The organism is Paenibacillus sp. WC2504, from assembly GCF_052682475.1.
Genome location: NZ_JBQZFH010000001.1, coordinates 6139121 through 6161504, shown reverse-complemented (window position 1 = coordinate 6161504; position 22384 = coordinate 6139121). Strand labels below are relative to the sequence as shown.

At 44.4% G+C, this 22384-nt stretch carries 23 protein-coding genes; 15 read left to right on the top strand and 8 right to left on the bottom strand.

Going from position 1 to position 22384, the window contains the following annotated elements; translation table 11 throughout:
- Positions 1 to 18 precede the first annotated feature (18 nt).
- Entirely contained in the window at positions 19 to 1734 is a 1716-nt protein-coding gene (locus ACUN27_RS27765; protein WP_445559955.1) for a hypothetical protein, read from the top strand.
- A 307-nt stretch (positions 1735 to 2041) separates the two neighbouring features.
- On the opposite strand, the gene ACUN27_RS27760 is transcribed toward ACUN27_RS27765, so the two are convergent.
- Entirely contained in the window at positions 2042 to 2947 is a 906-nt protein-coding gene (locus ACUN27_RS27760; protein WP_326061738.1) for an AraC family transcriptional regulator, read from the bottom strand.
- 154 nt (positions 2948 to 3101) lie between these two features.
- On the opposite strand from ACUN27_RS27760, the gene ACUN27_RS27755 reads away from it, so the two are divergent.
- From ACUN27_RS27755 to ACUN27_RS27745, 3 genes are all read left to right on the top strand, one after another.
- On the top strand, positions 3102 to 3944 hold the full coding sequence (locus ACUN27_RS27755) for a sugar phosphate isomerase/epimerase family protein (RefSeq protein ID WP_445559954.1): 843 nt from the start codon (positions 3102 to 3104) through the stop codon (positions 3942 to 3944).
- A 3-nt stretch (positions 3945 to 3947) separates the two neighbouring features.
- Positions 3948 to 4967, top strand: coding sequence for a Gfo/Idh/MocA family protein (locus tag ACUN27_RS27750; protein ID WP_326061737.1), 1020 nt, complete (start codon positions 3948 to 3950; stop codon positions 4965 to 4967).
- Between the two features lie 139 nt (positions 4968 to 5106).
- Positions 5107 to 6489, top strand: coding sequence for an MATE family efflux transporter (locus tag ACUN27_RS27745; protein ID WP_445559953.1), 1383 nt, complete (start codon positions 5107 to 5109; stop codon positions 6487 to 6489).
- A gap of 174 nt (positions 6490 to 6663) precedes the next feature.
- Here the strand turns inward: ACUN27_RS27745 and ACUN27_RS27740 are convergent, their stop codons facing one another.
- Positions 6664 to 7431 carry a MerR family transcriptional regulator gene (locus ACUN27_RS27740; protein ID WP_445559952.1) on the bottom strand — a complete coding sequence of 256 codons (768 nt, stop codon included), beginning with the start codon at positions 7429 to 7431 and terminating at the stop codon, positions 6664 to 6666.
- Between the two features lie 164 nt (positions 7432 to 7595).
- Between ACUN27_RS27740 and ACUN27_RS27735 the strand changes: the two genes are divergently transcribed.
- The gene (locus ACUN27_RS27735) at positions 7596 to 8225 is read left to right on the top strand and encodes a LysE family transporter (RefSeq protein WP_315954318.1); all 630 of its coding nucleotides are present in this window, start codon (positions 7596 to 7598) and stop codon (positions 8223 to 8225) included.
- Here ACUN27_RS27735 and ACUN27_RS27730 read toward each other — a convergent pair.
- Both ACUN27_RS27730 and ACUN27_RS27725 read right to left on the bottom strand, forming a co-directional pair.
- The gene (locus ACUN27_RS27730; protein ID WP_445559951.1) at positions 8140 to 9552 is read right to left on the bottom strand and encodes an amino acid permease; all 1413 of its coding nucleotides are present in this window, start codon (positions 9550 to 9552) and stop codon (positions 8140 to 8142) included. The two genes, ACUN27_RS27735 and ACUN27_RS27730, sit on opposite strands and share 86 nt — an antisense overlap.
- A gap of 75 nt (positions 9553 to 9627) precedes the next feature.
- On the bottom strand, positions 9628 to 9924 hold the full coding sequence (locus tag ACUN27_RS27725) for a Rieske (2Fe-2S) protein (protein WP_315954122.1): 297 nt from the start codon (positions 9922 to 9924) through the stop codon (positions 9628 to 9630).
- A 99-nt stretch (positions 9925 to 10023) separates the two neighbouring features.
- Here ACUN27_RS27725 and ACUN27_RS27720 point away from each other — a divergent pair, with 99 nt between their 5' ends.
- The gene (locus tag ACUN27_RS27720) at positions 10024 to 11121 is read left to right on the top strand and encodes a threonine aldolase family protein (RefSeq protein ID WP_445559950.1); all 1098 of its coding nucleotides are present in this window, start codon (positions 10024 to 10026) and stop codon (positions 11119 to 11121) included.
- A gap of 198 nt (positions 11122 to 11319) precedes the next feature.
- On the opposite strand, the gene ACUN27_RS27715 is transcribed toward ACUN27_RS27720, so the two are convergent.
- The gene (locus tag ACUN27_RS27715) at positions 11320 to 12087 is read right to left on the bottom strand and encodes a YheC/YheD family protein (RefSeq protein WP_445559949.1); all 768 of its coding nucleotides are present in this window, start codon (positions 12085 to 12087) and stop codon (positions 11320 to 11322) included.
- 121 nt (positions 12088 to 12208) lie between these two features.
- A complete protein-coding gene (locus tag ACUN27_RS27710; RefSeq protein ID WP_315954119.1) occupies positions 12209 to 13120 on the bottom strand; it encodes a CapA family protein in 912 nt (303 codons plus the stop codon).
- A gap of 255 nt (positions 13121 to 13375) precedes the next feature.
- Between ACUN27_RS27710 and ACUN27_RS27705 the strand changes: the two genes are divergently transcribed.
- From ACUN27_RS27705 to ACUN27_RS27680, 6 genes are all read left to right on the top strand, one after another.
- Positions 13376 to 13924, top strand: a complete 549-nt coding sequence (locus ACUN27_RS27705) for a hypothetical protein (RefSeq protein WP_315954118.1) — start codon at positions 13376 to 13378, stop codon at positions 13922 to 13924.
- A 25-nt stretch (positions 13925 to 13949) separates the two neighbouring features.
- Positions 13950 to 14642 (top strand): response regulator transcription factor, encoded by a 693-nt coding sequence (locus ACUN27_RS27700; protein WP_315954117.1) that lies wholly within the window; start codon positions 13950 to 13952, stop codon positions 14640 to 14642.
- Positions 14642 to 15946: a sensor histidine kinase gene (locus tag ACUN27_RS27695; protein ID WP_445559948.1), complete on the top strand. Its 1305-nt coding sequence runs from the start codon at positions 14642 to 14644 to the stop codon at positions 15944 to 15946. The genes ACUN27_RS27700 and ACUN27_RS27695 overlap by 1 nt, the downstream gene beginning before the upstream one ends.
- 89 nt (positions 15947 to 16035) lie before the next feature.
- On the top strand, positions 16036 to 16461 hold the full coding sequence (locus tag ACUN27_RS27690; RefSeq protein WP_315954115.1) for an FMN-binding protein: 426 nt from the start codon (positions 16036 to 16038) through the stop codon (positions 16459 to 16461).
- Between the two features lie 32 nt (positions 16462 to 16493).
- Complete coding sequence (locus ACUN27_RS27685) at positions 16494 to 17354, top strand: FAD:protein FMN transferase (protein ID WP_445559947.1); 861 nt, start codon at positions 16494 to 16496, stop codon at positions 17352 to 17354.
- On the top strand, positions 17355 to 18128 hold the full coding sequence (locus ACUN27_RS27680; RefSeq protein ID WP_445559946.1) for an RnfABCDGE type electron transport complex subunit D: 774 nt from the start codon (positions 17355 to 17357) through the stop codon (positions 18126 to 18128). It abuts the gene before it with no gap.
- A 118-nt stretch (positions 18129 to 18246) separates the two neighbouring features.
- Here the strand turns inward: ACUN27_RS27680 and ACUN27_RS27675 are convergent, their stop codons facing one another.
- Positions 18247 to 18714 carry a ferritin-like domain-containing protein gene (locus ACUN27_RS27675; protein WP_326061728.1) on the bottom strand — a complete coding sequence of 156 codons (468 nt, stop codon included), beginning with the start codon at positions 18712 to 18714 and terminating at the stop codon, positions 18247 to 18249.
- Positions 18715 to 19041: 327 nt separating this feature from the next.
- On the opposite strand from ACUN27_RS27675, the gene ACUN27_RS27670 reads away from it, so the two are divergent.
- The 3 genes from ACUN27_RS27670 to ACUN27_RS27660 all read left to right on the top strand — a co-directional run bounded on the left by ACUN27_RS27670 (position 19042) and on the right by ACUN27_RS27660 (position 21665).
- The gene (locus ACUN27_RS27670) at positions 19042 to 19947 is read left to right on the top strand and encodes an ATP-dependent DNA ligase (protein WP_445559945.1); all 906 of its coding nucleotides are present in this window, start codon (positions 19042 to 19044) and stop codon (positions 19945 to 19947) included.
- Positions 19948 to 20062: 115 nt separating this feature from the next.
- Positions 20063 to 20365, top strand: a complete 303-nt coding sequence (locus ACUN27_RS27665) for a Dabb family protein (protein WP_315954317.1) — start codon at positions 20063 to 20065, stop codon at positions 20363 to 20365.
- A gap of 214 nt (positions 20366 to 20579) precedes the next feature.
- Positions 20580 to 21665, top strand: coding sequence for a peptidoglycan-binding domain-containing protein (locus ACUN27_RS27660; protein ID WP_445559944.1), 1086 nt, complete (start codon positions 20580 to 20582; stop codon positions 21663 to 21665).
- A 74-nt stretch (positions 21666 to 21739) separates the two neighbouring features.
- Here ACUN27_RS27660 and ACUN27_RS27655 read toward each other — a convergent pair whose 3' ends face one another.
- Positions 21740 to 22144 (bottom strand): helix-turn-helix transcriptional regulator, encoded by a 405-nt coding sequence (locus ACUN27_RS27655; RefSeq protein ID WP_315954109.1) that lies wholly within the window; start codon positions 22142 to 22144, stop codon positions 21740 to 21742.
- Positions 22145 to 22384 lie beyond the last annotated feature (240 nt).

The following is a 22384-nucleotide window of genomic DNA, read 5'->3' as shown; positions in this document are numbered from 1 at the left end:
AAAGAGGAGCGTATATACATGAAAAAAAGACCATGGAAAAACAGTCTGACCGCGATTATGCTTGGCGCCATGATCGTTCAAGGCGGCACCGCCGTATGGGCAGCCGATGCTGCGCCAACAGCGCCAGTTAGTGCCCCTTCAGTCAATTATGGACTGACAAGCGACATCCGCGCAGCCGTGAAAAGTGTAGCTGTGACGCCAACCGCTACCGGTTCACAGCTTGCTGTCACAGTTCGTTTATACAATGGAGGCGTGACACAGAACCGGGTGCCTGAGCATGAGCTTCGCGTGCAGACTTCCAGCGGCGTTTCCTATACACTGAAGCCAAGTGGAACCAATAAAGAGTCCTTACAGCCGAAAGAAATCGGCGAGCTTGTTTATATGACGGCCGTTGATACGAAGGAAATCGGCACGATTGATCAGCTTTCCTTCGTCAACGTTGACGTTTACTCGTACCCGAAAGTCGAAAAAACGCTGCTTGCAATGCCAACCAATTCCGTATGGTATGGCGCCACGGGAAGTGCAGCGTTACAAAGTCTTGCTAACATTGCTTGGGGCCAATCGTTCTCGATCCCAGGTGTTAACTCCGGCTTAACCTATACAGCAATTGAAGCTTCCATGCAAAATACAACCGCAGGCCGTGTAGCTGTCGTTACTGTTCTTGCTAGCAACCCTGGCACAGGCCGCGAAGCAGTGCCAGCATTCCGTATGGATGCACAGTCCGAAACGAAGCACTACGAAGGAAAACGTGCGGAAGTAGAGCCGGTTACTTTGGAAGCCGGTGAGCAAAAATATATTCATTTTGCAATCCCGGTTGAAAATGGCGTGACCTTGTCTAACTTGGTTGTCTTGTCAACAGATAACTATGTTCCGAAAGGTGGAACTGATGCAGCGACACTAGCGACAGGTAAGTTAGCTGTTGCATGGCCGAAAGAGCAAGGCACTTCAACGGCAGTTCCTTATACGATCGGTCAACCGATCGCGTTCGATGCCTTGACGAAAGTGGTCGACAAATCGACACAAGTCTCTTTGATGGAGCTTCATCTGCATGAGAACCCAGGCGAGGGTTATAAAACTGCCGTAGCCAAGTTCAAACTAACGAACACGAGCACAACGCCAATCGCGCTGCCAGCGTTCGCATCGGAATTGGTGAGTAGGCAAGGTTTAACCTACCAAGGAGCTCGCCAAGCTAATGTGACTCAAATGATGAACCCGGGTCTCAGCTACGTCGTAAGCTACTCGTACATCGTTCCGCAATCGGAAACGGGAACCAGCTTTTCCATGAAGCTGCTTGATTCAGTTGCTGCTGCGCCGTACACAACGACAATTGCAGCACTGCAAACGGATCTGCAGCAGGAAGACACAGACTCAACGATTTCCTTGTATCCATTTGATCTGAAATTCAATGATGTGACAGTTAACTCGGTAACGACACCTCAATTGACTTACACGTACAAAGTACGTCTTGATCTGGGTATCGAGCAAAAAGAGAATGTTGTTGTAGACAACAACTTCTCCAAATTGAGATTCGAGATCGTCGATAACGCAGGTCGCGTTATTGGCTCCAAAGATGCAGCTTTCAATGGCGACAATAAATTGATTAGCGGCGTACAGACGTTGGATGCTTCGAACATTACAACGGATCAATTCAGCTATCCATTCACTGTGAATGTGTATGAAACAATTGAAACGGCTAATGGTACAGCAAAACGTTTATTGAAAGTCATTAAATAAATGAAAAAAGCACCCGTTCAGGGTGCTTTTTTTGATATATATGAACCATTAGCGGTGTTAAACAGTGATTCAGGGGTGGATCGTGGCCTCGCTGGATGATATCCAATGAAAACACCAATAGCGCATCTAAATTGTTCAATTCATTGGACGAAATCCAATAGAACGGTCATTTTCAACCCATTAGAGCCGCGATTTATCGATCGCATTGGATTTCATCCAATAAGACGGCAAATCGGGCCTTTAAAACATTGTGTTCAGTGGATTTTGTCCAATGAACTCAATGTTTTCTTTTTACAGTGAGAGGTGGTTAAACACGCGCCTTCACCGATTTCGCATAATCCGAGGGGGACATCCCCACTGTTTTCTTAAAGTCTCTGGAGAAATAGTGGATACTGGCATATCCGAGCATCGCGGCAATTTCAGTGAAATTGTACCGGCCCTCTCTGATATAGGTTTTGGCTTGTTCGATTTTGAGCGATTTGAACGCTTCTAACACACCGGTTTGCATCTGTGACTGGAAAAGCTCCTTCAATCGGCTTTTTCCCAAATGAAACGTTTGGCACAACTGATCCTGGGTGAAGGATTGCGACAGATTTTCCTGTAAATAAGCGATGATTTGCTGAACAATGCGTTGTTCGGCTTTTTCTTTTTGCAGAGAGGACTGCTTAATCTTGGTGACGGAATCTATCGTTGAAGCGGCCGACTTCTGATTGCGAATCAGTGTGATAAGCAGCGCTTCCAAATATGTTTTGATCAACTGTTCGCTGGCAAAAGGGGCTTTCGGATTCCGTTCCAGATGATGTACGGAAGGCTGATCAAAGGGAGGCAGAAAGGCCTGAAACCCTTCTTGGATAATGAGGGATAACATATTTCTTTCCCTGTCGCCCAGCGGCACAATTTTATTTTCAAAATCAGACATCGCTTCTGACGTGCATTCGAAGGAAATGACAATAAGATTAGGCGGTTTATGTTCATGTTTTACGCTAACGGTATGGAATTCTTCCGGTTTATGAAAAATCATATGCCCTTGCTGAAGCGTGTGGATGTGATCATCGGCCCGAACCTCGACCTCTCCTTTGTCGACATATAGAATTTCCCAAAAGTCGTGTTGTTCGCCGTCAAACACATATCCCTTTGCATACTCAAAATAGTGAAAGGAAATGAGATTTTGAATGGTTAGTGATTCTTGAAGCTGTATGCGTGGGAATTCCATGCTGTCCGTCCTTTCTTAGCGTCGTTGTGGTGATAGGACCCAGCCTTATTTTATCATATTCATTTTTGTAAAAGTGCAAATAAATCGGCTTTTTGGATAAATCTTATCCAACCAACGTCTTTTATAATAAAGGTAAGAGACGGAGGCGATAACGATGAAAAAAGGGATAAATATTTGGTCATTTCCAGGCTCCATGAAGGTGGAGGAATGTATAGCTGTCGCGAAGGATGCCGGGTTTGACGGTATCGAGTTGGCTTTGAACGAAACAGGCGAGCTCAGTCTTGAAAGTAATGAAAGCGAAATCAAACAATACCGCAAGATTGCTGACGATAAAGGAATTGAATTAACGAGCTTAGCCAGCGGTTTATATTGGACGTACCCCATCACGAGTGGACATGCAGGGACGCGTCAAAAAGCGAAAGATATCATCAAAAAGCAGTTGGAAAGCGCAGCGATTTTAGGCGTAGACACGATATTGGTCGTGCCTGGTGCGGTTGGCGTAGATTTCATTTCGGACTCTGAAGTAGTGCCATATGATAAAGCCTACGATTATGCACTGGAAGGGTTCAGTGAGCTGTCTGCGATTGCAGAATCTCTGAAAGTATCCATCGGCATTGAAAATGTTTGGAATAAATTCTTGTTGTCACCGCTGGAAATGAGAGATTTCATTGATAAAATCAATTCGCCATATGTCGGTTCCTATTTCGACGTAGGGAATGTCTTATATGCCGGTTACCCGGAGCACTGGATTTCCATTTTAAATAGCCGTATCAAAAAAGTTCATTTCAAAGATTATCGCCGCGCCGCGGGAGGTTTGCACGGATTCGTAGATTTACTTGCAGGCGATGTGAACTATCCGGAAGTGGTGAAGGCGTTGCAAGCGATTGGCTACGAAGATTATGTGATCGCTGAGATGATTCCTGGCTATACGCATTACGGTCAGCAAATTATTTATAATACATCAGGTGCTATGGACGCAATTCTGGGGAGGAAATAAGCCATGTTGAAAATCGGATTAATCGGGTTAGGTTTTATGGGGAGAACCCATTTGGAAAACTACATTCGCCTTGAAGCCGAAGGGGTTCCAATTAAAGTCGTTGCTTTATGCGATATTGATATCGAAAAGCTGGAAGGGAATGCGTCCGGTGGGAACATCGATACAGGATCCTCCGGCATTGACTTCAGTGTTTACAATAAGTATACAAGTGTTGCTGACATGCTTGAAAAAGAGCAGCTGGACTGTGTAGATATGACGCTGCCAACGTTTTTGCATCGAGAGATTTCCATTCAATGTTTGAATAAAGGCCTTCACGTTTTGTGTGAGAAGCCGATGGCGCTGAATGCCGAAGAGTGTAAAGACATGATTGAAGCTGCCGAGCAAAACGGGAAACAGCTGATGATCGGTCAATGCCTCCGCTTCTGGCCAGCTTACGAATATTTGAAACAAGCCGTTGCAAACGAAACGTATGGCAAAGTTCTCGCTGGGTATTTCTACCGCGGCGGCGGAACGCCGACTTGGGGACCATGGCTGCTGCAGAATGCGAAAAGCGGCGGTGCTCTTCTCGACATGCACGTGCATGACATCGATATGATTAACTGGTTGTTCGGTAAACCGGAATCCGTCTCCACCTTGGCTCGTAACGTAGTGCCAGGCAGCGGGTACGATGTTGTTTCAACCAACTATTTGTACGAAGACGGCAAAGTCATCAATGCGCAAGCGGACTGGACGCTGCAAGGGGATTATGGCTTCGATATGCAGTTCCGCGTTAATTTCGAAAAAGGCAACATCATTTTCAACGCAGAAGGGCTAAAAGTAAATGTGAACGACGGTCCTGGCTTCAGTCCAGAGATCTCTGCGGAAATGGGCTACTACCAGGAACTCAAATATTTCGTTGAGACTCTGATTTCCGGACAGGACGTAGCAACAGCTACACCTTTCAGTACGATGGACAGCATTGTTATTGCTGAAGCTGAAATTGAATCGGCAGATAATCGCGGTGCATGGGTTCGTGTAAAATAGCTATAAATCATAGAACAGCCTTGGAATTCCTCGAAAGAGAAAATCCAAGGTTGTTTTGTTGGATATTAGTAGCATTTGACTGAAATCGCTTACGTATCCTAAACTAAAGGCATTTGAAAATTGAGGAGCATAGAAGAAAATGATAGACACTCAGTCAACAGCAACTTGGAAAAAGCTAAGTCTATTCGCCATCACGTGGCCGATCTTCATTGACTCCGTTCTGCGGATGATGCTCGGTACCGCGGATGTGTTCATGCTCAGTCGAATCTCGGATGAAGTAACCGGAGCTGTCGGATTAGCCAATGAAATCATTGTATTCTGTATCCTGATGTTTGGTTTCGTTGGAATCGGAACAAGTGTAGCAGTAGCCCAGAATTTAGGAGCAGGCAGGGCGAAGGAAGCGAGCCGTATTTCGGCATTGGCGATAACCATCAATTTATTATTCGGGATCGCCGTCAGTATCGCCTTGGTCGTATTTGGCGAATCGATCATGCAGCTAATGAACTTGGCTCCAGACCAGATTGCCATAGCTAAGAAATATTTGAATCTCATCAGTGCTTTTATATGGGTTGAAGCTCTGTCGTATGCAGTATCCTCCGTACTTCGTTCCAATGGCCAGACAAGAGATGTGATGTACGTGACTCTAGGCGTGAACGTGGTCCATGTCGTAGGGAACATTCTGCTTATCTTCGGGAACCTCGGATTCCCTGAGTGGGGCGTAACGGGGGCAGCGGTCTCCACGGTTGTAAGCCGTTTACTTGGACTTATCGTTCTTTTTGTGATTTTATATCGTCGGATTCCATTCCCGATTCGCTTCAAGGATTACATCACGTTTGATAAACGTATTGTGAAGCAAATCTTGAGCATCGGACTCCCTGCTGCCGGAGAGCATTTGTCTTGGCAATCTCAATACTTAATGATTGTGAGCTTTGTTAATATCATCGGGCAAGTCGCGTTAAGTACTCATGTGTATGTGATGAATATTACGAATTATTTTATGGCGCTTGGTATGGCAATCGGTATGGGCACGGAGATTATCGTAGGTCATATGGTTGGAGCCGGCGAGTTTAAGGCAGCGTACCATAAGCTCATTCGCAGTCTGAGAATGACCTTCTTACTGACCTTTGTGGTTGTTGGTATCGCCTCTCTCTTCCGCAAAGAGCTGCTCGGGTTGTTTACGGATAATCCGGAGATTATTGGGATAGGATCAGGGATTCTACTGCTAAGTGTAATTCTGGAGCCTGGACGGACCTTTAATCTCGTTGTTATTAATTCACTCCGTGCGGCGGGTGATGCTAGATTTCCAGTTGCCATGGGTGTTCTCTCCATGTGGGGCGTTGCGGTACCGCTTGCGTATTGGTTGGGCATTCACATGCACATGGGACTTCTAGGTGTATGGATTGCCTTTGCTTGCGACGAGTGGTTGCGAGGCCTAATTATGTATTTGCGGTGGAGAAGCCGCGTATGGGAAAGCAAAGCGCTGGTCAAACCTGCTGGCGGCGGCGTAGCAGCCAACTCATAACCGAAAAGCACAGGCCCCCTAAGGGTTCCTGTGCTTTTTTGGGTCGAGGGGTTGACATACACATGGCTGCTGGTGGCTGGCTGGTGTAATACTATTCTATTCAGGTTTCTTCTAAATAACTGGATGTTTGAAGGATATGATAGAAAAAATGCTAGTGTCCCGTACACTAGGCGATTAATCCTTAAAACCGGTATAAATGCGTATAGCATCTCTCAGAAATTGTGCGGTTCCTGGTTGTTTATCATCATAGTAAGCTTTAAATCTCTCATCATCCACATACATTTGGGCTAGACCGGCATGTGCCTCTTTGTTGTATTCGCTCCAGTAATAGGAAAGCCATTGCTTGTGCAATTCCGCGGCTTTTTGGGCGGCCACACTAGCCGGATCTCCCGTTTTGAAAGCTTCTGCAAGTGAGGAGATGACTTCTTGGGTCAGTCTCGTCAACTCATCATGCTCATCTTGCGTCATATTTTTCAATTTCTGATTCGATTTATTCACTTGCTCGTCGCCATATTTCTCACGAATTTCTTTCCCGTACTTGTTCTCGTTCTCATCAATCAGCTGTTGTTTAAAGCCTTCGAATTTCTCTGTATTCGACATGGTGGATATTCTCCCTTCATTTAATGCTATCGTTTTTTCCACATTGGCAATCAAGGCATCCAGCTGGGCTCTTTTGTCCAGAAGCTGTGTATAGTGTTCTTTAAGAGTTTCGGCCTCATTGAAAGTGGGGGCAGTAATGATGTCTTTAATACGCTCCAGATTCACACCTAATTCTCTGTAAAATAAAATCTGCTGCAGTCTATCAACCTCTGCCTGCCCATAGATGCGATACCCGGAGGAATTGATTCTTGCCGGCTTAAGAAGTTCAATCTCATCATAGTATCGAAGCGTTCGGGTGCTCACACCTGCTAACTTCCCGAGACTCTGCACGGTGTATTCCATCTGTTCACCTCCTGACAACTTCACTCTACAGCTTTACGCTGCGTGAATGTCAATAACTTTTTTATTGCCCAAAACCTGGATCAAAGTTATACAAGCCCTATTCAAAGAATAGGATATTACGAGCCATAAGGCTTGTATGTATAAAGAGCGAATGGGTGATAGAGATGTATGTGATGCTAAGTTTTTTACTTTTGGGGTTGTCGCTTTCCGCTCCAATCGGGCCTATTAATGCTGCGATGCTGGATAGAGGCATCAAACGCGGTTTTGTGCATGCATGGATGGTAGGCGCAGGTGGCATGCTTGCTGACGTCATTATGATCGTCCTCATTTATTTCGGTCTTGTCCACTTCCTTACAACACCTTTTATGAAGACGTTTCTATGGCTGTTTGGTTGTTTTGTTTTACTCTATACAGGGATTGAAAGCGTCATTAGTGCTGGCAAGTTGAAAACGGAGGGCTATAAATCCGAAGAAACGTTGGCCAAATCCTTTTTTACCGGATTCCTCATGGCAATCAGTTCTCCCTTGTCGATCCTGTTTTGGCTGGGAATCTATGGATCGGTGTTAGCTGAAACCATCGCCAAGTATGATAGAAACCACGTGCTGTTGTATACGGGGATCATGTTCGTGGGGATTATCCTATGGGATCTCATCATGGCTTCATTAGCCAGCGTATTTCGTAAATTCCTGACGCCACGCGGACTTTCGGTCATCTCCGTCGTTTCAGGTTTATCCTTGATTGGTTTTGGCTTGCATTTTGGAATAAAAGCGTTTCATGCCCTCTTTGTTTCATAGAGAGTTGCTCCTTCCATTTAAAGCTGAGCCCCCAAGTTACAACGCCAATCACTCCGATGAACAAGCAGCTGATCCAGAAGCCGGGTCTGCTCGTCGGGTGAAAGGCCGTTCCTGTGGTAGCGGCTAGGATCAGAAGCATGCCTGTGTATCTTTTAATTTTCCCCCATACAGATAACTGAAGTAATCGTCCTGAAGAGAGCAGGATGAAGAGCCAATTCATCAGGAGCATGATGCCTGCCGCGGTGGTGATATAGGCGTACAATTTTTCAGGCAGAAATAAGGCCATTAGCACGGCTGCCGTTATTCCGCCAGTTGTAAATCCGATGGCGGGTAACGGCATTTTGCGTTTGCCCTTTGTTCGTTTAGCAAATATGGCGGGAGCATTGTGATCTTGAGCTAGTGCGACAAGAATCGTGGTAACCGCAAATAGGGAAGCGACCATGGTCGAAAACCCTGCGATGATTAATATCGCATTGAAGGCATGAGGAACAAATGGGAGTTGGTAGGAACCTAAGGCTACCTGAAAAGGGCTTTCCTTTCCCTGCAGACCGCTCAGTGGGATCAGTGTCAAGGCAAGCGCTAACGAGGCGATATAGATGATGGTTAAAAGAAAAATCATCGAGTTCCCGGCTTTCGGGGCCTCTTCAGGCTTTTTAAGTCTGGCGGCCATAATGCCCATGATTTCAATGCCGCCAAATGCATAAAAAGCATAGATGAAGGATGACCAAATACCGACTCCCCCTTTTGGCAAAAAGGCTTGCTTGGAAGTCGGAAACTTTGGCGGGTAGGTCCCTGTAAGGAATCCAAAGACCGCCGCGCTCGCGATAATCACAAACATCACAATGGCGGATACTTTGATAATGGCAAAAATATGCTCAGCACGTTCAAAAACTTTGGTCCCCAGGAGAATAACACCAAGTCCTAAGAGCGCATAAGCCGTGGCAAACACCCACATCGGGAACCTGGGGAACCAGAAGCGGGTAAAAAAGGATAGCGCTGTTAACTGACTACCCATGATTAATAGTTCTGAGCACCAGTAGACCCAGCCGCTGCTGAAGCCTGCCCAGCGTCCGAAAGCCTTGGCGGCGTAGGTTTGAAACGAGCCTTGTGCAGGTTCCTTGCCCGTCATTTTGGCCAGAACGTCATAGACAATATAAGTGCCGAAAGCTGCGAGTATAAACATGAAAAGGACGGAGACACCGCCCATTTGAATCGCGATTCCGGAGCCCAGGAAATAACCGGTACCTATTGTGCAGGCGACTCCGAGTAAAGTCAACTGCCACCACTTCATTCCCTGGGACTTGCTCGTACTCATCTTGTCGGACATGAAGCCTCCTAAAGCCGTTCATTTGATAACAACAGCTGTTATTATAGCTTGACCACTGGTAAAATATACGTAGGATCATGCCATCTGAGCGAACAGCTGGTTGTCACGAAGGATGACGTTATAGGAGGCGAGTCTGGCGCTAGGCACATTATGACACCGTCCTGTGTGCACTTCAAACGTCCAACCGTGCAGAGGGCATTCAAGCTCTCCGTCAATCAGATCCACGGTGTAGCCGCCATGAGGGCAAACACTTGAGTAAAGGGTGTACTGGTCATCGTCTACCTGCATCAAAAAATATAGATCACGGTCAAGCTCAACCTCCACAGGAAAAGCAGTAAATTGATCAATGGAACCGATGAGGATTTCCTTCATGTTTGAATCTCCTTTTTCGAAATAGCGTTAGATTGATTATAATCCACTGCCCTTCAGAGACCAAGAGTGAGCCATGACAAACAAAGGAGTACGATACAAATGAACAAAATCAATCCATTATTAGCAGCGTTCCAACAAACTAGCTACCCATTGGGTGGGCATGGCAAAAGAAATATTCAAGTTCTGATAGACGCCTTGCAAGATGTTGATGGTCTTACGGATGGAGATACTTACGGGAATGGTAAGCTTATTGAAGATTTCCAAGCGGAAATGGCAACGTTTCTTGGAAAAGAATCGGCCGTCTTTTTCCCAAGTGGGACTATGGCGCAGCAAATTGCTCTGCGCATCTGGTGCGACCGCAAAGGGAGCAAGAAAGTTGCCTATCACCCGCTCAGCCATCTGGAAATTCACGAGGAAGACGGATTAAAAGAACTTCATCACATCCAGCCTATTTTACTTGGTGAGAAAGATCGTTTAATTCGTCTGGAAGATGTGCAACAACTAAAAGAGGATGTCGCTTGTATCTTGCTGGAACTGCCACAGCGGGAAATTGGCGGGCAGCTTCCGGATTATGAAGAGCTTACACAGATCTCTGCCTATTGCCGCAGCCGTGGCATTCAATTGCATTTGGACGGGGCTAGACTATACGAGATTCTTCCTTATTATCAGAAGTCTGCACGCGAAATCTGCGATCTGTTTGATAGTGTGTATATTTCGTTCTACAAAGGGATTGGCGGCATTGCCGGGGCAATTCTTGCAGGTGACGAGACGTTTACGAAAGAGTCTAAAGTATGGAAAAGACGTCACGGCGGCGATCTAATCAGTCTGTACCCATATATCGTTAGTGCAAGTCACTATTTCAAGCAGCGTGTAGATAAAATGGAGCAGTACTACGAGGGGGCCATAGAACTTGCTGCTTTGTATAATCAGGTTCCTGGCATTGTTACGAACCCTGTTCAGCCAGTCACGAATATGTTCCACGTACATATCCAAATGCCAAAAGAGAAGATGGAATCCCTGTTAATCAACTTATATGAAGCAACTGGGGTTGGACTCACACATTATGTAAAAGAAATAAACGAAACATCTTGCTGTTATGAGGTTTCCATCGGTGATCGGTATGCCCATGTACCGAAGGAAGAGCTTAAGAAAGCTTTTGCGTGGTTGGAGAATCAAATGAGAGAAAACGGCGTTTAGATCGTCAATGAAATCCCCAAACTGGTAACAGGAGGGGATTTTTATGTTGTTTTCAGCCATCGAGCCAATGGCCGTCAGTCCTGGAGGGGAGAAGATGCAACTCAAGAAAAAGGGCAATTAGCTTAATGGTAAGTATCTGAGTAAAATAGTGTCTTGAATTAGTTTTCTTACCCCTCTATTGTCCAGAGCTGAATTACGTCATCTACTTAATTTGGTGAATCTTTCGTATCGTATGATTTTACGAAACATCCGCTTATCGGAAAGGGCATTAAAAATGTATTTATCTGGACGTGTATTGACCTCTATGATCCAAGGCTTCATTTCCTTATCAATGCCTATATCTATCCCATATGAACGAAATTTCGGAAAAATGCCACTCATATGTTTACTAATCCTAATGCCTAGCGCCTTAAGCGACTCCACATAGGAAACTTGCTCCTTTTTAGACATAAAAGGGGAAAGCAGCTTTTCCACTGGCATCGGCCTACCCCCGCTATGGTAATTGGTCACGACCTTATTAGGCATCGCTAATCGTCCCACGATTCCGGTTACCTCCCACTTACGCTGTCGGTTTCGCTGTACCATAATGCGCAGATCAAACGGAAGTCCGTGATAGTGGAGTAAGGGGATGCCCTTCTGCACCAAGTAGACTTTCTTCCTTTTGGCACGCTGAAATGCGCCATACGTTCCCTTAAAGGTTGAGAATGAACGGTGCCGCGTGCCATTTGCCAACCGATATCGGGTGTCCGTGCGAGACAACTTGAAAATACCATAGCCACCGGTGCCATTACTCGGCTTTAGATAAACGATTCGATATTTTTCCAACATCCCCTCCACGTTTGCTTCGGTTGCAAGGATTGTTGGAGGCAGACTAAGAGCTATTTCCTCATTTGTTAGTAAGGCTTTGTATTTGCCTAACTTGTTATTCCAGTAAACCATGCCTTCACCCCAAGCATCAGTATTCATACTCTTTAGTATTATGAAGAACAGTTAATGGTTGTTTGGACTCCACAACTATATACTTACAACCAAGGTTCCTTTAGTGCACATTTATGTCCACACAATGTCTGTTCTACAATGTTTAACTCTATCGATCAGGAACAACCCGATAAACGTTTTTCTTCTCTACATTTTGTAAAATACGGGTTGGCACACATGATATTTTCAACACATCCGTGATCCCTTTTGCATTTTTCGTCAAGGTTAACATCAAGATTGTTCCTCTCAGTCTAGCTGTATGCCGAGGAAGTTCGGTGGATACGAAATTTCCTAGAGAAGACGCCGCTACCCGATTTCTAGTAAGTCCGTCGATGTCCGTCACCTTAAACATTCTTATCGGATGCAGCACATGGGGATGCGCTCCCAGTACTACATTCACACCATGATGAAACAACACCTGAATGAGCTGGATTTGTTTGCGGTCGGGATAAGTTCGAAATTCTTTCCCGAAATGTAGGCAGGCGATGATAAAATCTGTTCGACTCTTCAAGCTGCGCACGTCCGCTATGATTTTTTTATGGTTAAGCCGGTTGACTAACCACGGCTTCGGGACTCGAATCCCGTTCGTTCCTTTCGTATAAGCCAATATTCCGATTCTAATTCCCTTTACGTTAACAATCAGTTTCCGGCGGGCTTCCCCGGCGGAGCGATATGTGCCCGTGTGTCGCAGACCGTGTCGATCGAGGACATTTAATGTTCGCCTCAAACCAGATAGCTTTCCGTCCATACAATGGTTATTGGCTGTGCCTACTACATCGAAGCCCACGTTCCGGAGCGTAGCAGCGAATTTGTCCGGAGAGTTGAATAACAGTTTTCCGGGCTCTTCGCGGAAATGTTTGCCGGAGAAGGTCGTCTCAAGATTACCTATCGTTAAATCAGATTTCCGCAGATAAGGCTTCACTTTTGAAAAAATAGGGGCGAATCCGCCTTCACGTGCGGCCGAGGCGATCATCTGCTTTTTCATCAACAAATCCCCGACTGCTGCGATTGTGATTTTCACATTCAGCCACTCCTTTCATGATTACACCTTATGCGATAGAATAGCGAAATGCTTGTAAGTTAGGCATCCCCGGTACGGTCAGAAGGAAAAGACCCATGCCTGGATCCGCGTGAGTTTTTACATTCTAACCCTCTCAAGGTTGACGTCTTTCATTACTAATCGAATACGGACTATTTTCGGTTTTGTGCTTTTCATTTCATTTTCAGAAAGATAGGGTATATTACAACTATTCATAATGAAGGTGGAGGAAGTAAGATGGGCGCTCAGCAAAATCAAGAAGTAAAACAGTCATGGATTCCTAAGAAAGAACGCTTGTGGGTATTTAGTGCGATGGGAGTAGCTACAATCTATGTGATATGGCAACTTTGGAGTCTATTTCACTTACCAGCATCAACGCTTCACAATCGTCGTTTTGAGCATACATTCAAAGATTATGGATCTAATGCCCGGATAGCCTTATTCGTAGTGTTAGCGAATTACGTTTTAGCACTTATAATAAAACACCGGATTTGGACGAAATTAGCTGCTATGAAAAAAGGGTTGGTTATGTTACTTCGCATTGCCAAAAAATTTCATGCTGCAATAGCCATTCTGGCGCTTGCACTCATTACACTCCATGCAGTTGCCGTTTTTATGTATGGTTTTAAATGGGATTTCAACAACATTAGCGGGCTTCTTGCACTAATCGTCCTATTACCGGTACCGATATCGGGTTTATTCCGCTACAGAAGACTCGATAAGAAATGGCATCTTAGATGTGGACTAGCCTTTGCTGTGTTATTTTTGATTCATGCATTTTTATAGCGATTAAACTGAGGAAGTTGGTGGTATGGCTATGCATATCTTACTGGTTGAGGATGATGTGAAGCTTGGCGAGCTGATTCAATATAAGCTTAAAAAGCAACTGTACCAGGTGGAATGGGCATTAGATGCGGAGTATGCATTGGATTTAATGGAAAGAGTGACCTTCGATATTTATATATTGGACTGGATGATTCCACACAAAACTGGTATTGAACTGTGCAAAGAAATCCGAATGAAGAAGAATCGGACGCCTATCCTTATGCTAACGGCACGAGATTCCGTTACTGACCGCGTTCAAGGATTAAATGCCGGTGCAGATGATTACTTGGTGAAGCCATTTGATTTTGAGGAATTGATTGCTCGCCTTCATGCCTTATATCGTAGAAAGGAAACGAACTGGGAAGCGGATACTAAAATATTTGGCGATACACTTGTCATTGACCATAGTACATTTGAAGTGAGTAGAAACGGGGTCTCGATTCCTCTTTCGCGCCGCGAATTTCAATTGTTGTCTTTTATGTCACAGCATCCAAAACAAATATTAAGTAGAGAGCAGTTAAGTGATCGAGTATGGGGCATAGATGCGGAAATTACACTGAATACAGTTGATGCCACCATTAAATTACTGCGTAAGAAGCTGGACGACCCCTTTTCTGATAAAATTATACAAAATGTACGTGGACTTGGTTACCGCTTGGTTGTAGAGGGGGGAGAATGATGTTCGAGCGAACAAGAAAGCAACTGACGATATTCTTCGGCAGTATCCTTGGCGTTGTTATCATCCTAATCACTGCTTTTTTTTATCTGCTTCTACAGAAAACCCTTCAACACAATGAAATTCAGAAATTAGATGATCTCAAAAATAAAATGGCCCAGCAATGGGAGCATCGCATAGAGGAGCAAGCAAAAGGAATTCGACCAATGGACCGTAAGAATGTTGAGTGGATATTCTTACTTTCTGATGAATTAATTGTTTGGGTGAGTCCGGATCAGAAAACCCAGATTTCACCTAGTCATTACACAGCAATGTCCAATCAACTCTTAAATTGGTCACAACGATATGAAATGAAACGTGAGAATGGTGAACGGTTTTATATGGATGAAAGTGAAAAAAAGCAAACCTTTCTAGTCAGTTCTCAAATTTTAAATGATGCTGGCGGCGTATATTGGATGGCCATAGACATATCCTCAAATGAAGCGCTCCTACGTACAATCAGGCTAATCCTCATGCTTTCTACTGTTGTTTTATTATCCATTGCGATCTGGTTAGCTTATTTCTTTGCTGGCAAAGCAATGGTCCCTATTAAAAAATCCTATGCTCGCCAGGTTGAGTTCACAACGAACGCATCTCATGAGCTAAGGACACCACTGAGTGTTATTCATTCATCGGTAGAATTATTGGAGGAATGCAAGGATACATTACCCGAGTTCGAACAGCATATCCTGGATAGTTTGCAGGATGAGGTGAAAAGGATGATCCGACTTGTAGAGTCATTACTAACTTTAGCCCGCAGTGATTCGAAATCACTTCCGATAAAGATGGATAAGGTTAATTTAGTTCAAGTTTCTCATCATATGTATCAGGCGATACAGCCGCTGGCACTTGCGAAAGGAATTATTTTAAAGTTGGATGCCCCAGTAATTGAACATGAACTTACATTCATTCACGGGAACCTCGATCAAATAAAGCAATTAGTTTATATCTTACTTGATAATGCGATTAAGTATACACCACCTGGCGGACAAGTAACGATCACATTTCTCACTTCACAAGACGGTAGACCAACTTTACAAATAGCTGATACGGGAATTGGTATACCCAAGGAAGAGCTCGCACGCATATTCGAGCGTTTCTACCGAGTAGACAAAGCACGTTCACGAGAATTGGGTGGCGCTGGATTAGGTCTATCTATTGCCGCGGACATCCTGAACAGTCACAGTGCTTACATTCATGTAACGAGTGAAGAAGGGAAAGGAAGTCTATTCGAAATTGAATTCCAGCCTGAGCGGATTTCAGTTTAATTTCATTTACATAATGTATCATGTTTGAAGTAGATGAAAAGTAAAGCAGGATATCACAAGTACTTCTTGTATAACTTGGAGGAATGAATATGGCTAAAATGGATAAAAAATGGATTGCGCTTTGTACGACAGCCATTGGCGTCATGTATTGTGCTGGATATATAACGACAGAAACGCAAGCAGCTCTATCGCAACCACAGCAGCAAATTCAAACCAATACTCATACAGTTAAAAGCCAGATCAAAAGTCAATATAAGAGTGGCACCTTCGAGGGAAGTGGCAGTAATCGGCGTGGGTCCATTGGAGTAAAAGTGACCATTACAAATGATAAAATAACCGACGTCGAAATCAGTCACTTTGCCATGCATTATTCCGAAAAAGACGTTGTTGGATTGCCAGAAGAAGTAATACAAAAACAAAGCGCTCAAGTACAGAATGTTTCAGGCGCAACATATAGTACACAAGCATTTCAAGATGCTATTGAAAATGCACTGACACAAGCGCGGAATGCCTAATGGTTCGTATTTTTAAAAAAACTAAGTTGTTTATGGATACGGTCGTTGAAATAAAGGTCGTTAGCTCCCTTTCGATGACTGAGGTCGAACCGGTGATCGAGCAAGCATTTAAAGCATTTCGGAATGTGGAACTGGCATGCAGCCGTTTCTCTCCGGATAGTGAATTAATGAAGGCTTCTCAACAGATTGGAACTCATGTTCAGATCAGCTCCTGGTTATTTCAACCATTGAAGTTTGCTTTGGAAATGGCGGAATGGACACAGGGGATATTTGACCCTACAATCGGAAAAACAATGGAGTATTATGGATTTAATCGGCATTATTTAACAGGGGAAATCAGCTCGAATCTAGCTTCAGATAAGGCTACTTATCGAGATATCGACTTACGAGAGCAAGATTGCTCGATGTATTTGCATAAACCAATGGTAATTGATTTAGGTGCGGTTGCGAAAGGATTTGCTATCGACATCGCCTCCCAGACGCTGGCTTGTTTTCAGGGCTTCGTTATAAATGCTGGTGGAGATCTTTATGCTGGTGGGGTAGATGAGATGGGCCAAGCTTGGCGAATTGGCATTCAGCATCCAGTACACAAGGATCATATCATAGAAACCATTGAAGTATCGAACGAAGCAGTATGTACATCTGGCGGCTACGAACGTAAAAGCAAAGTCAGTGCAGAGATCCATCATATTATTAACCCGAACAGCAAGCAATCGCCTCATGAGTTGATTAGCTGCAGTATTGTGGCACCTTATGCAATGATGGCAGATGTCTTCTCAACGGTCATATGTCTATATGGGCTGGATCAAGGCCAAAAATTGATGATTGAAATGGAATTGAAGGGAATATTGATTACATCTAAGTTACATGTGGAAAGAGTTGGAGGGATATAAATGTCTACTCATCCATGGCATAAAAAACCAAAGAGCTATGTTATTATCTGCTTGGTAGCCTTTCTAGTTATAGCTGAGGTATTATTATCAGATATAAAAGGAATTTATAATGTTATAATTGCTCTGGTAACAGCAGTAGGGATGGATGGAATTTGTTTTCTGTTTGGGAAAAGAAAAAAATGGCTAGCCGACGGTGCTGTTATAACAGGGTTCATTATCGGCTTAATTTTAAGCACAACAACTTCGTGGTATTTGGTAGCCATTACTGTAATCATGGCTATTTTATCTAAGCACCTTATTGTTTTTAAGAAAAAACCAGTATTTAACCCAGCTGCCTTCGGTCTGCTATTGTCTATTCTCTTTTTTCAAACTGGGCAGAGCTGGTGGGGAGCATTCGGGGATCTACCGGTGTGGACAATTGGATTTCTTTTAGTAGGCGGTTACGTAGTTACCAATCGTGTGAACAAATTCCCACAAGTGTTTGCATTTCTTAGTGCGTATTTTTTGTTATTGCTACTAATGGGGTTCATGCATGTTGGAGAAGCTGCCGATGCATTTCGACCGCCTTTTATAAACGCTTCAATGTTTTTTGCTCTATTTATGCTGACAGACCCACCGACCTCGCCAGTCTCCAATAAGGATCAAGTGATTTTTGGTATGCTAAGCGCAATAGTAGGTGTTGTTATTTATGGTTTTTTTGGTGGCCTAATGTACTTATTTATCGGACTGCTTATTAGTAATGCCTATCAGGTGGTTAGATCGAGGAAAAAATAACGCTATTGAAAACCAAAAGAGCAAATCTTCGGTACAAATCTCTGTATTGTTTAATATAAAAAGCCAATATCGTCGGTCTTTAGACAAACAAATTGGCTTTTTATATACATAAGATCAATTATTTCCGATTCAATGTGAGCAAATAGTTGTATTTACTTGCATGTTTTTGCTCATCTAATATAATGCCATACAAGGTATCACGATAAATACCCGAAGGGAGACCAAACCATATTAACCGATATTTCTCAACTGCAGACCATTCACCTTGGATAGCTTGTTTTAATCCTTCAGTATAAGAATGTACTTTCGGGTATAGTTCATTGCTGACACCATAGATCTCCTGTCCAGTAAGATCTTTGTAAATACCGCGAAACATCTGATTGTGTCCTCGTTCATCATCACGTATAGAGGCAATAAGGGCTGACTGTTCAGACGTTGGTGCAAGCTTAATAAGTTCATCGTAGAACAACTCATCATTTCTTTCACCCTGTACGGATGATTTCACTAATTCTAAAGCTTGTTGTAAGTTTACATTCCATATTGGCTGAAATCTGGCACGATATTCATTTGGATATATCCAATACATTTTGATCCTCCAATGATTCTATAATGAGATCATATTATGTACGAATATTTCTGATTGTTCTAAGTAAATGCTTAGAACTAAATAAAAATAGGAAAAACGATTGGTCAGGATCTGCTGCTCGGATGATCCACTTTGACCTGCAGCTTGCTGCTGTGGGTCTACTTTTTGTATTCAAAAGACTCCAATGGGTTTCAATCGGTGATCGGTATGCCCACGTACCGAAGGAAGAACTTAAGAAAGCTTTTGCGTGGTTGGAGAGTCAAAGGAGAGAAACCGGCGTTTAGATCGCCAAAGAAATCCCCAAACTGGTAACAGGAGGGGGTTTTTATGTTGTTTTCAGCCATCAAGCCAATGACCGTCAGTCCTGGAAGGGAGCCCTTTGACGATCACGACTTTATTTTTGAGCCGAAATGGGATGGCGTTCGAATCCTTATCCATAAGCAGGGAAGCCGCATTGAAGCCTACACGCGAAGCGGGAGAGCGGTCACACACAAATTCCCGGAGTTACAGGATGCGTTAGGAGCGATTAGGACGTCTTCTGCAATTTTAGATTGCGAGGGGATTGTACTGCATGACGGTATACCTGCGTTCGATGACTTTATGTATCGGGACCGGATCAGTCAATCAGTGAAAATAGCCCGTGCTGTGCATACGCATCCGGTGACTTTTGTTGCGTTTGACCTTTTGTATACGGATAGAGAGCATTTAAATGAGCCTTTAGTAGATCGGAAAAAGCGTTTATCGGATTCTATTGATGCTACACCGGTACTGATGCCGACGTTGTTTGTGGAGACGCACGGGAAGGCGCTTTTCGAAATGATGAAAGAACGGCAGATGGAAGGGATCGTGGCCAAGCGGAAGGGCTCGACTTATGTGCCAGGCAACAGAAGCAGCGAGTGGCTTAAAATAAAAGTTGTGAAATCGATCCATGTGGAAATATTGGGGTATAAAATAGACCCTTTCGAGCTGGTCATCGGACTGAATTTCAGGACGGTGAAGCATAAACCGGTTGGTGTAGTGGCAACGGGTATTACGACCGCGGACAAGGAATTATTCCTTACGCTGGCTGGACCGCTATGCACGGTAAGAGAGGGAAACACGCAGTGGATGGAGCCGCGTTTATGCTGCCGCATTGATTATCTGGATCGAACGGATATGCATCAGTTGGAAATGACGACGTTTCGGGGATTTCTTTTAGATATGAGGGCTGAGGATTGCGTATGGCCGTATTGAGACTTGTTAACAATAACAGCGGCCTTTCCATGCAACATTTCAACTTGATAAATAAAGTATGATAAAATGGATGATATGGCAGGAACAATTACAATTAGGAGGTTGGATCTACGTGATGTTTGAACATATGGTTTGTTTTAAATTTAAAGAGGCATTAGCAGCGCAGAAGGAACAGGAATTGATAGCGAAATTGTTGTCGTTCAAAGGTCAGATTCCCGGCATTGTTGAAATTACCGCAGGTGTGAATGAGACGGAAGAAACAGGGAATAGGCAGGGATACACACTGGGATTGCGGGTGACTTTCGAAGATCGCGAATCTTTACAGCAATATGGCCCCCATCCTCTTCATCAGGAATTTGTGCAGTCACTCAAAGGTATCATTGATAATGTGATTGTCATTGATTACCCGATTAAATAGCGTTGGCAGATTGATAGAAGGGACTGGCGATTTTTGCCGGTCCTTTTTTGCTTTTGGGGAAACTCGATTGCAGGAAAAGACCAGTTACCTTAAGGGAATGGAAGACCGCGAGTTTACCCTTATTTCCCATAATAGAAATGAAGTAGCACGTTAAAGAGTTGGGAAAAGTATTATCGCTGTAAAATATTTTTCAACTTAAGGAAGGTGTCTGCTAGTGCAACAATGGAAGGAAAGCGACAAGCAAAAAAAGAGAATCACTGGTTTTGCAGGAAAATATCTTGGTGTTGTGATACTGTCAGTCATGCTTCTCTTGTATGTGCCGAACCTGGCAGGGGCAGTTGGAAAACCTGCGCATGGTCCTGACGTATATGTCATTCAGGGAATGCTGAAGACACTTGGCAGCTATTCAGGTGAAATTAACGGATATTATGATGATGTGACAGTCAGGGGAGTTAAATATTTTCAGAAAAAACACGGACTTTCCGTGACTGGCGCGGTAGATAACCGAACCCTCGAATCAATCACATATGCTTATATAAGGGCTAAAGGAGCAGGTCAAGGCGGAGCCGGAGGCGGCCAAGGCGGTGGTCATGGTCATGGTCATGGTGAAGGTAAAGGCATTGGCGGAGGCGGCAAAGGTCAAGGTGGAACCGAAGGGGGACAAGGTGGCCAAGGCGGAGGCCAAGGTCACGGTGAAGGTAGAGGCTTTGGCGGAGGTGGCAAAGGTCAAGGCGGAACCGGAGGCGGACAAGGTGGCCAAGGCGGAGGTCAAGGTCAGGGTGAAGGTAAGGGCTTTGGCGGAGGCGGCAAAGGGCAAGGTGGAACCGAAGGCGGACAAGGTGGCCAAGGCGGAGGCCAAGGTCAGGGTGAAGGTAAGGGCTTTGGCGGAGGCGGCAAAGGGCAAGGTGGTGGCCAAGGAGCACCGACGCCAGCACCGAACGGCAACGGTTATAAAGCGCCGAATGGCAACGGAGGACAGACACCAATGCCTAATGGCAATGTAGCACCGACGCCAGCACCGAACGGCAATGGTTATAAAGCGCCGAATGGTAACGGAGGGCAGGCACCGATGCCAAATGGCAATGTAGCGCCGGCACCGAACGGCAATGGCTTTAAAGCACCGAATGGTAACGGGGGACAGGTACCAGCACCAAATGGTAATGGCATGCAATCGCCAAATGGTAATGGGAACGGCAACGGTAACGGAAATGGCAATGGCAATGGCAATGGAAACGGCAACGGCAACGGCAACGGCAACGGCAACAATGGTAACGGTAGTCTGTCAAATGACGACGACTAATAGGGATATAGTAGAGTAACTATGCGGAAAAGCCTGTTTCATTCTTATAGGATGAAATGGGCTTTTTTAGTCGTTTATCCCTGAGTTGTTTGCCCATCCTCAAGTTTCGATTCCTGACGCTGCTTCCAAAATAAAACGGTCAGCATCCGCTCAACCCATTCTTTGTCTTCATCGGTTAAAAGAAAACCATCGAACATCAGCTCATTCTCGCGCAGAAACCTCCGTAAATTGACGGGGTTGCTCTGAAATTTCTCAGTGGAAGGTGATGATTCCAAGTACCCGGCGAGGTCCATAAGCTCAGAATACGACGTGTTGAGTCCTTCCGAAAGTTTCATCAACACATCCGGAGAGGGGATACCGCGGTTTCCGTTTTCCAACTGGGAGATGTATGCCGCAGAAACGCCAGAGCGGTCAGCTAACTCCCGCAAAGTAAACCCTTTTAATTTACGCAAATCTCGTAATTTATCATAGAAATACATGTGTTTTCACCCTCGCGATTCGAAAAGTAAACAGTAGTAAACATTTTAATAATATCATGTATACAAAAGTAAGTATACTGAGCGGCGGGCTGAAAGATGGCCGGAAGTTTGTTATTTAGAGTAAACGTTTTTGATTGCAATAGTTAAATATTGTGATATAATAGAAACTAGGGGAACAAAATGAGAACGGGAGGGGAGCAGAAACTACTGAACAGGGAAAATAAAGATCGTTACTGGAAA

Bases quoted from the DNA above. Each gene is read 5' to 3' on its own strand.
- ACUN27_RS27765 (WP_445559955.1), top strand. From the start codon at position 19: ATGAAAAAAAGACCATGGAAAAACAGTCTGACCGCGATTATGCTTGGC.
- ACUN27_RS27760 (WP_326061738.1), bottom strand. From the start codon at position 2,947: ATGGAATTCCCACGCATACAGCTTCAAGAATCACTAACCATTCAAAAT.
- ACUN27_RS27755 (WP_445559954.1), top strand. From the start codon at position 3,102: ATGAAAAAAGGGATAAATATTTGGTCATTTCCAGGCTCCATGAAGGTG.
- ACUN27_RS27750 (WP_326061737.1), top strand. From the start codon at position 3,948: ATGTTGAAAATCGGATTAATCGGGTTAGGTTTTATGGGGAGAACCCAT.
- ACUN27_RS27745 (WP_445559953.1), top strand. From the start codon at position 5,107: ATGATAGACACTCAGTCAACAGCAACTTGGAAAAAGCTAAGTCTATTC.
- ACUN27_RS27740 (WP_445559952.1), bottom strand. From the start codon at position 7,431: ATGGAATACACCGTGCAGAGTCTCGGGAAGTTAGCAGGTGTGAGCACC.
- ACUN27_RS27735 (WP_315954318.1), top strand. From the start codon at position 7,596: ATGTATGTGATGCTAAGTTTTTTACTTTTGGGGTTGTCGCTTTCCGCT.
- ACUN27_RS27730 (WP_445559951.1), bottom strand. From the start codon at position 9,552: ATGTCCGACAAGATGAGTACGAGCAAGTCCCAGGGAATGAAGTGGTGG.
- ACUN27_RS27725 (WP_315954122.1), bottom strand. From the start codon at position 9,924: ATGAAGGAAATCCTCATCGGTTCCATTGATCAATTTACTGCTTTTCCT.
- ACUN27_RS27720 (WP_445559950.1), top strand. From the start codon at position 10,024: ATGAACAAAATCAATCCATTATTAGCAGCGTTCCAACAAACTAGCTAC.
- ACUN27_RS27715 (WP_445559949.1), bottom strand. From the start codon at position 12,087: ATGAATACTGATGCTTGGGGTGAAGGCATGGTTTACTGGAATAACAAG.
- ACUN27_RS27705 (WP_315954118.1), top strand. From the start codon at position 13,376: ATGGGCGCTCAGCAAAATCAAGAAGTAAAACAGTCATGGATTCCTAAG.
- ACUN27_RS27700 (WP_315954117.1), top strand. From the start codon at position 13,950: ATGGCTATGCATATCTTACTGGTTGAGGATGATGTGAAGCTTGGCGAG.
- ACUN27_RS27695 (WP_445559948.1), top strand. From the start codon at position 14,642: ATGTTCGAGCGAACAAGAAAGCAACTGACGATATTCTTCGGCAGTATC.
- ACUN27_RS27690 (WP_315954115.1), top strand. From the start codon at position 16,036: ATGGCTAAAATGGATAAAAAATGGATTGCGCTTTGTACGACAGCCATT.
- ACUN27_RS27685 (WP_445559947.1), top strand. From the start codon at position 16,494: ATGGATACGGTCGTTGAAATAAAGGTCGTTAGCTCCCTTTCGATGACT.
- ACUN27_RS27680 (WP_445559946.1), top strand. From the start codon at position 17,355: ATGTCTACTCATCCATGGCATAAAAAACCAAAGAGCTATGTTATTATC.
- ACUN27_RS27675 (WP_326061728.1), bottom strand. From the start codon at position 18,714: ATGTATTGGATATATCCAAATGAATATCGTGCCAGATTTCAGCCAATA.
- ACUN27_RS27670 (WP_445559945.1), top strand. From the start codon at position 19,042: ATGTTGTTTTCAGCCATCAAGCCAATGACCGTCAGTCCTGGAAGGGAG.
- ACUN27_RS27665 (WP_315954317.1), top strand. From the start codon at position 20,063: ATGTTTGAACATATGGTTTGTTTTAAATTTAAAGAGGCATTAGCAGCG.
- ACUN27_RS27655 (WP_315954109.1), bottom strand. From the start codon at position 22,144: ATGTATTTCTATGATAAATTACGAGATTTGCGTAAATTAAAAGGGTTT.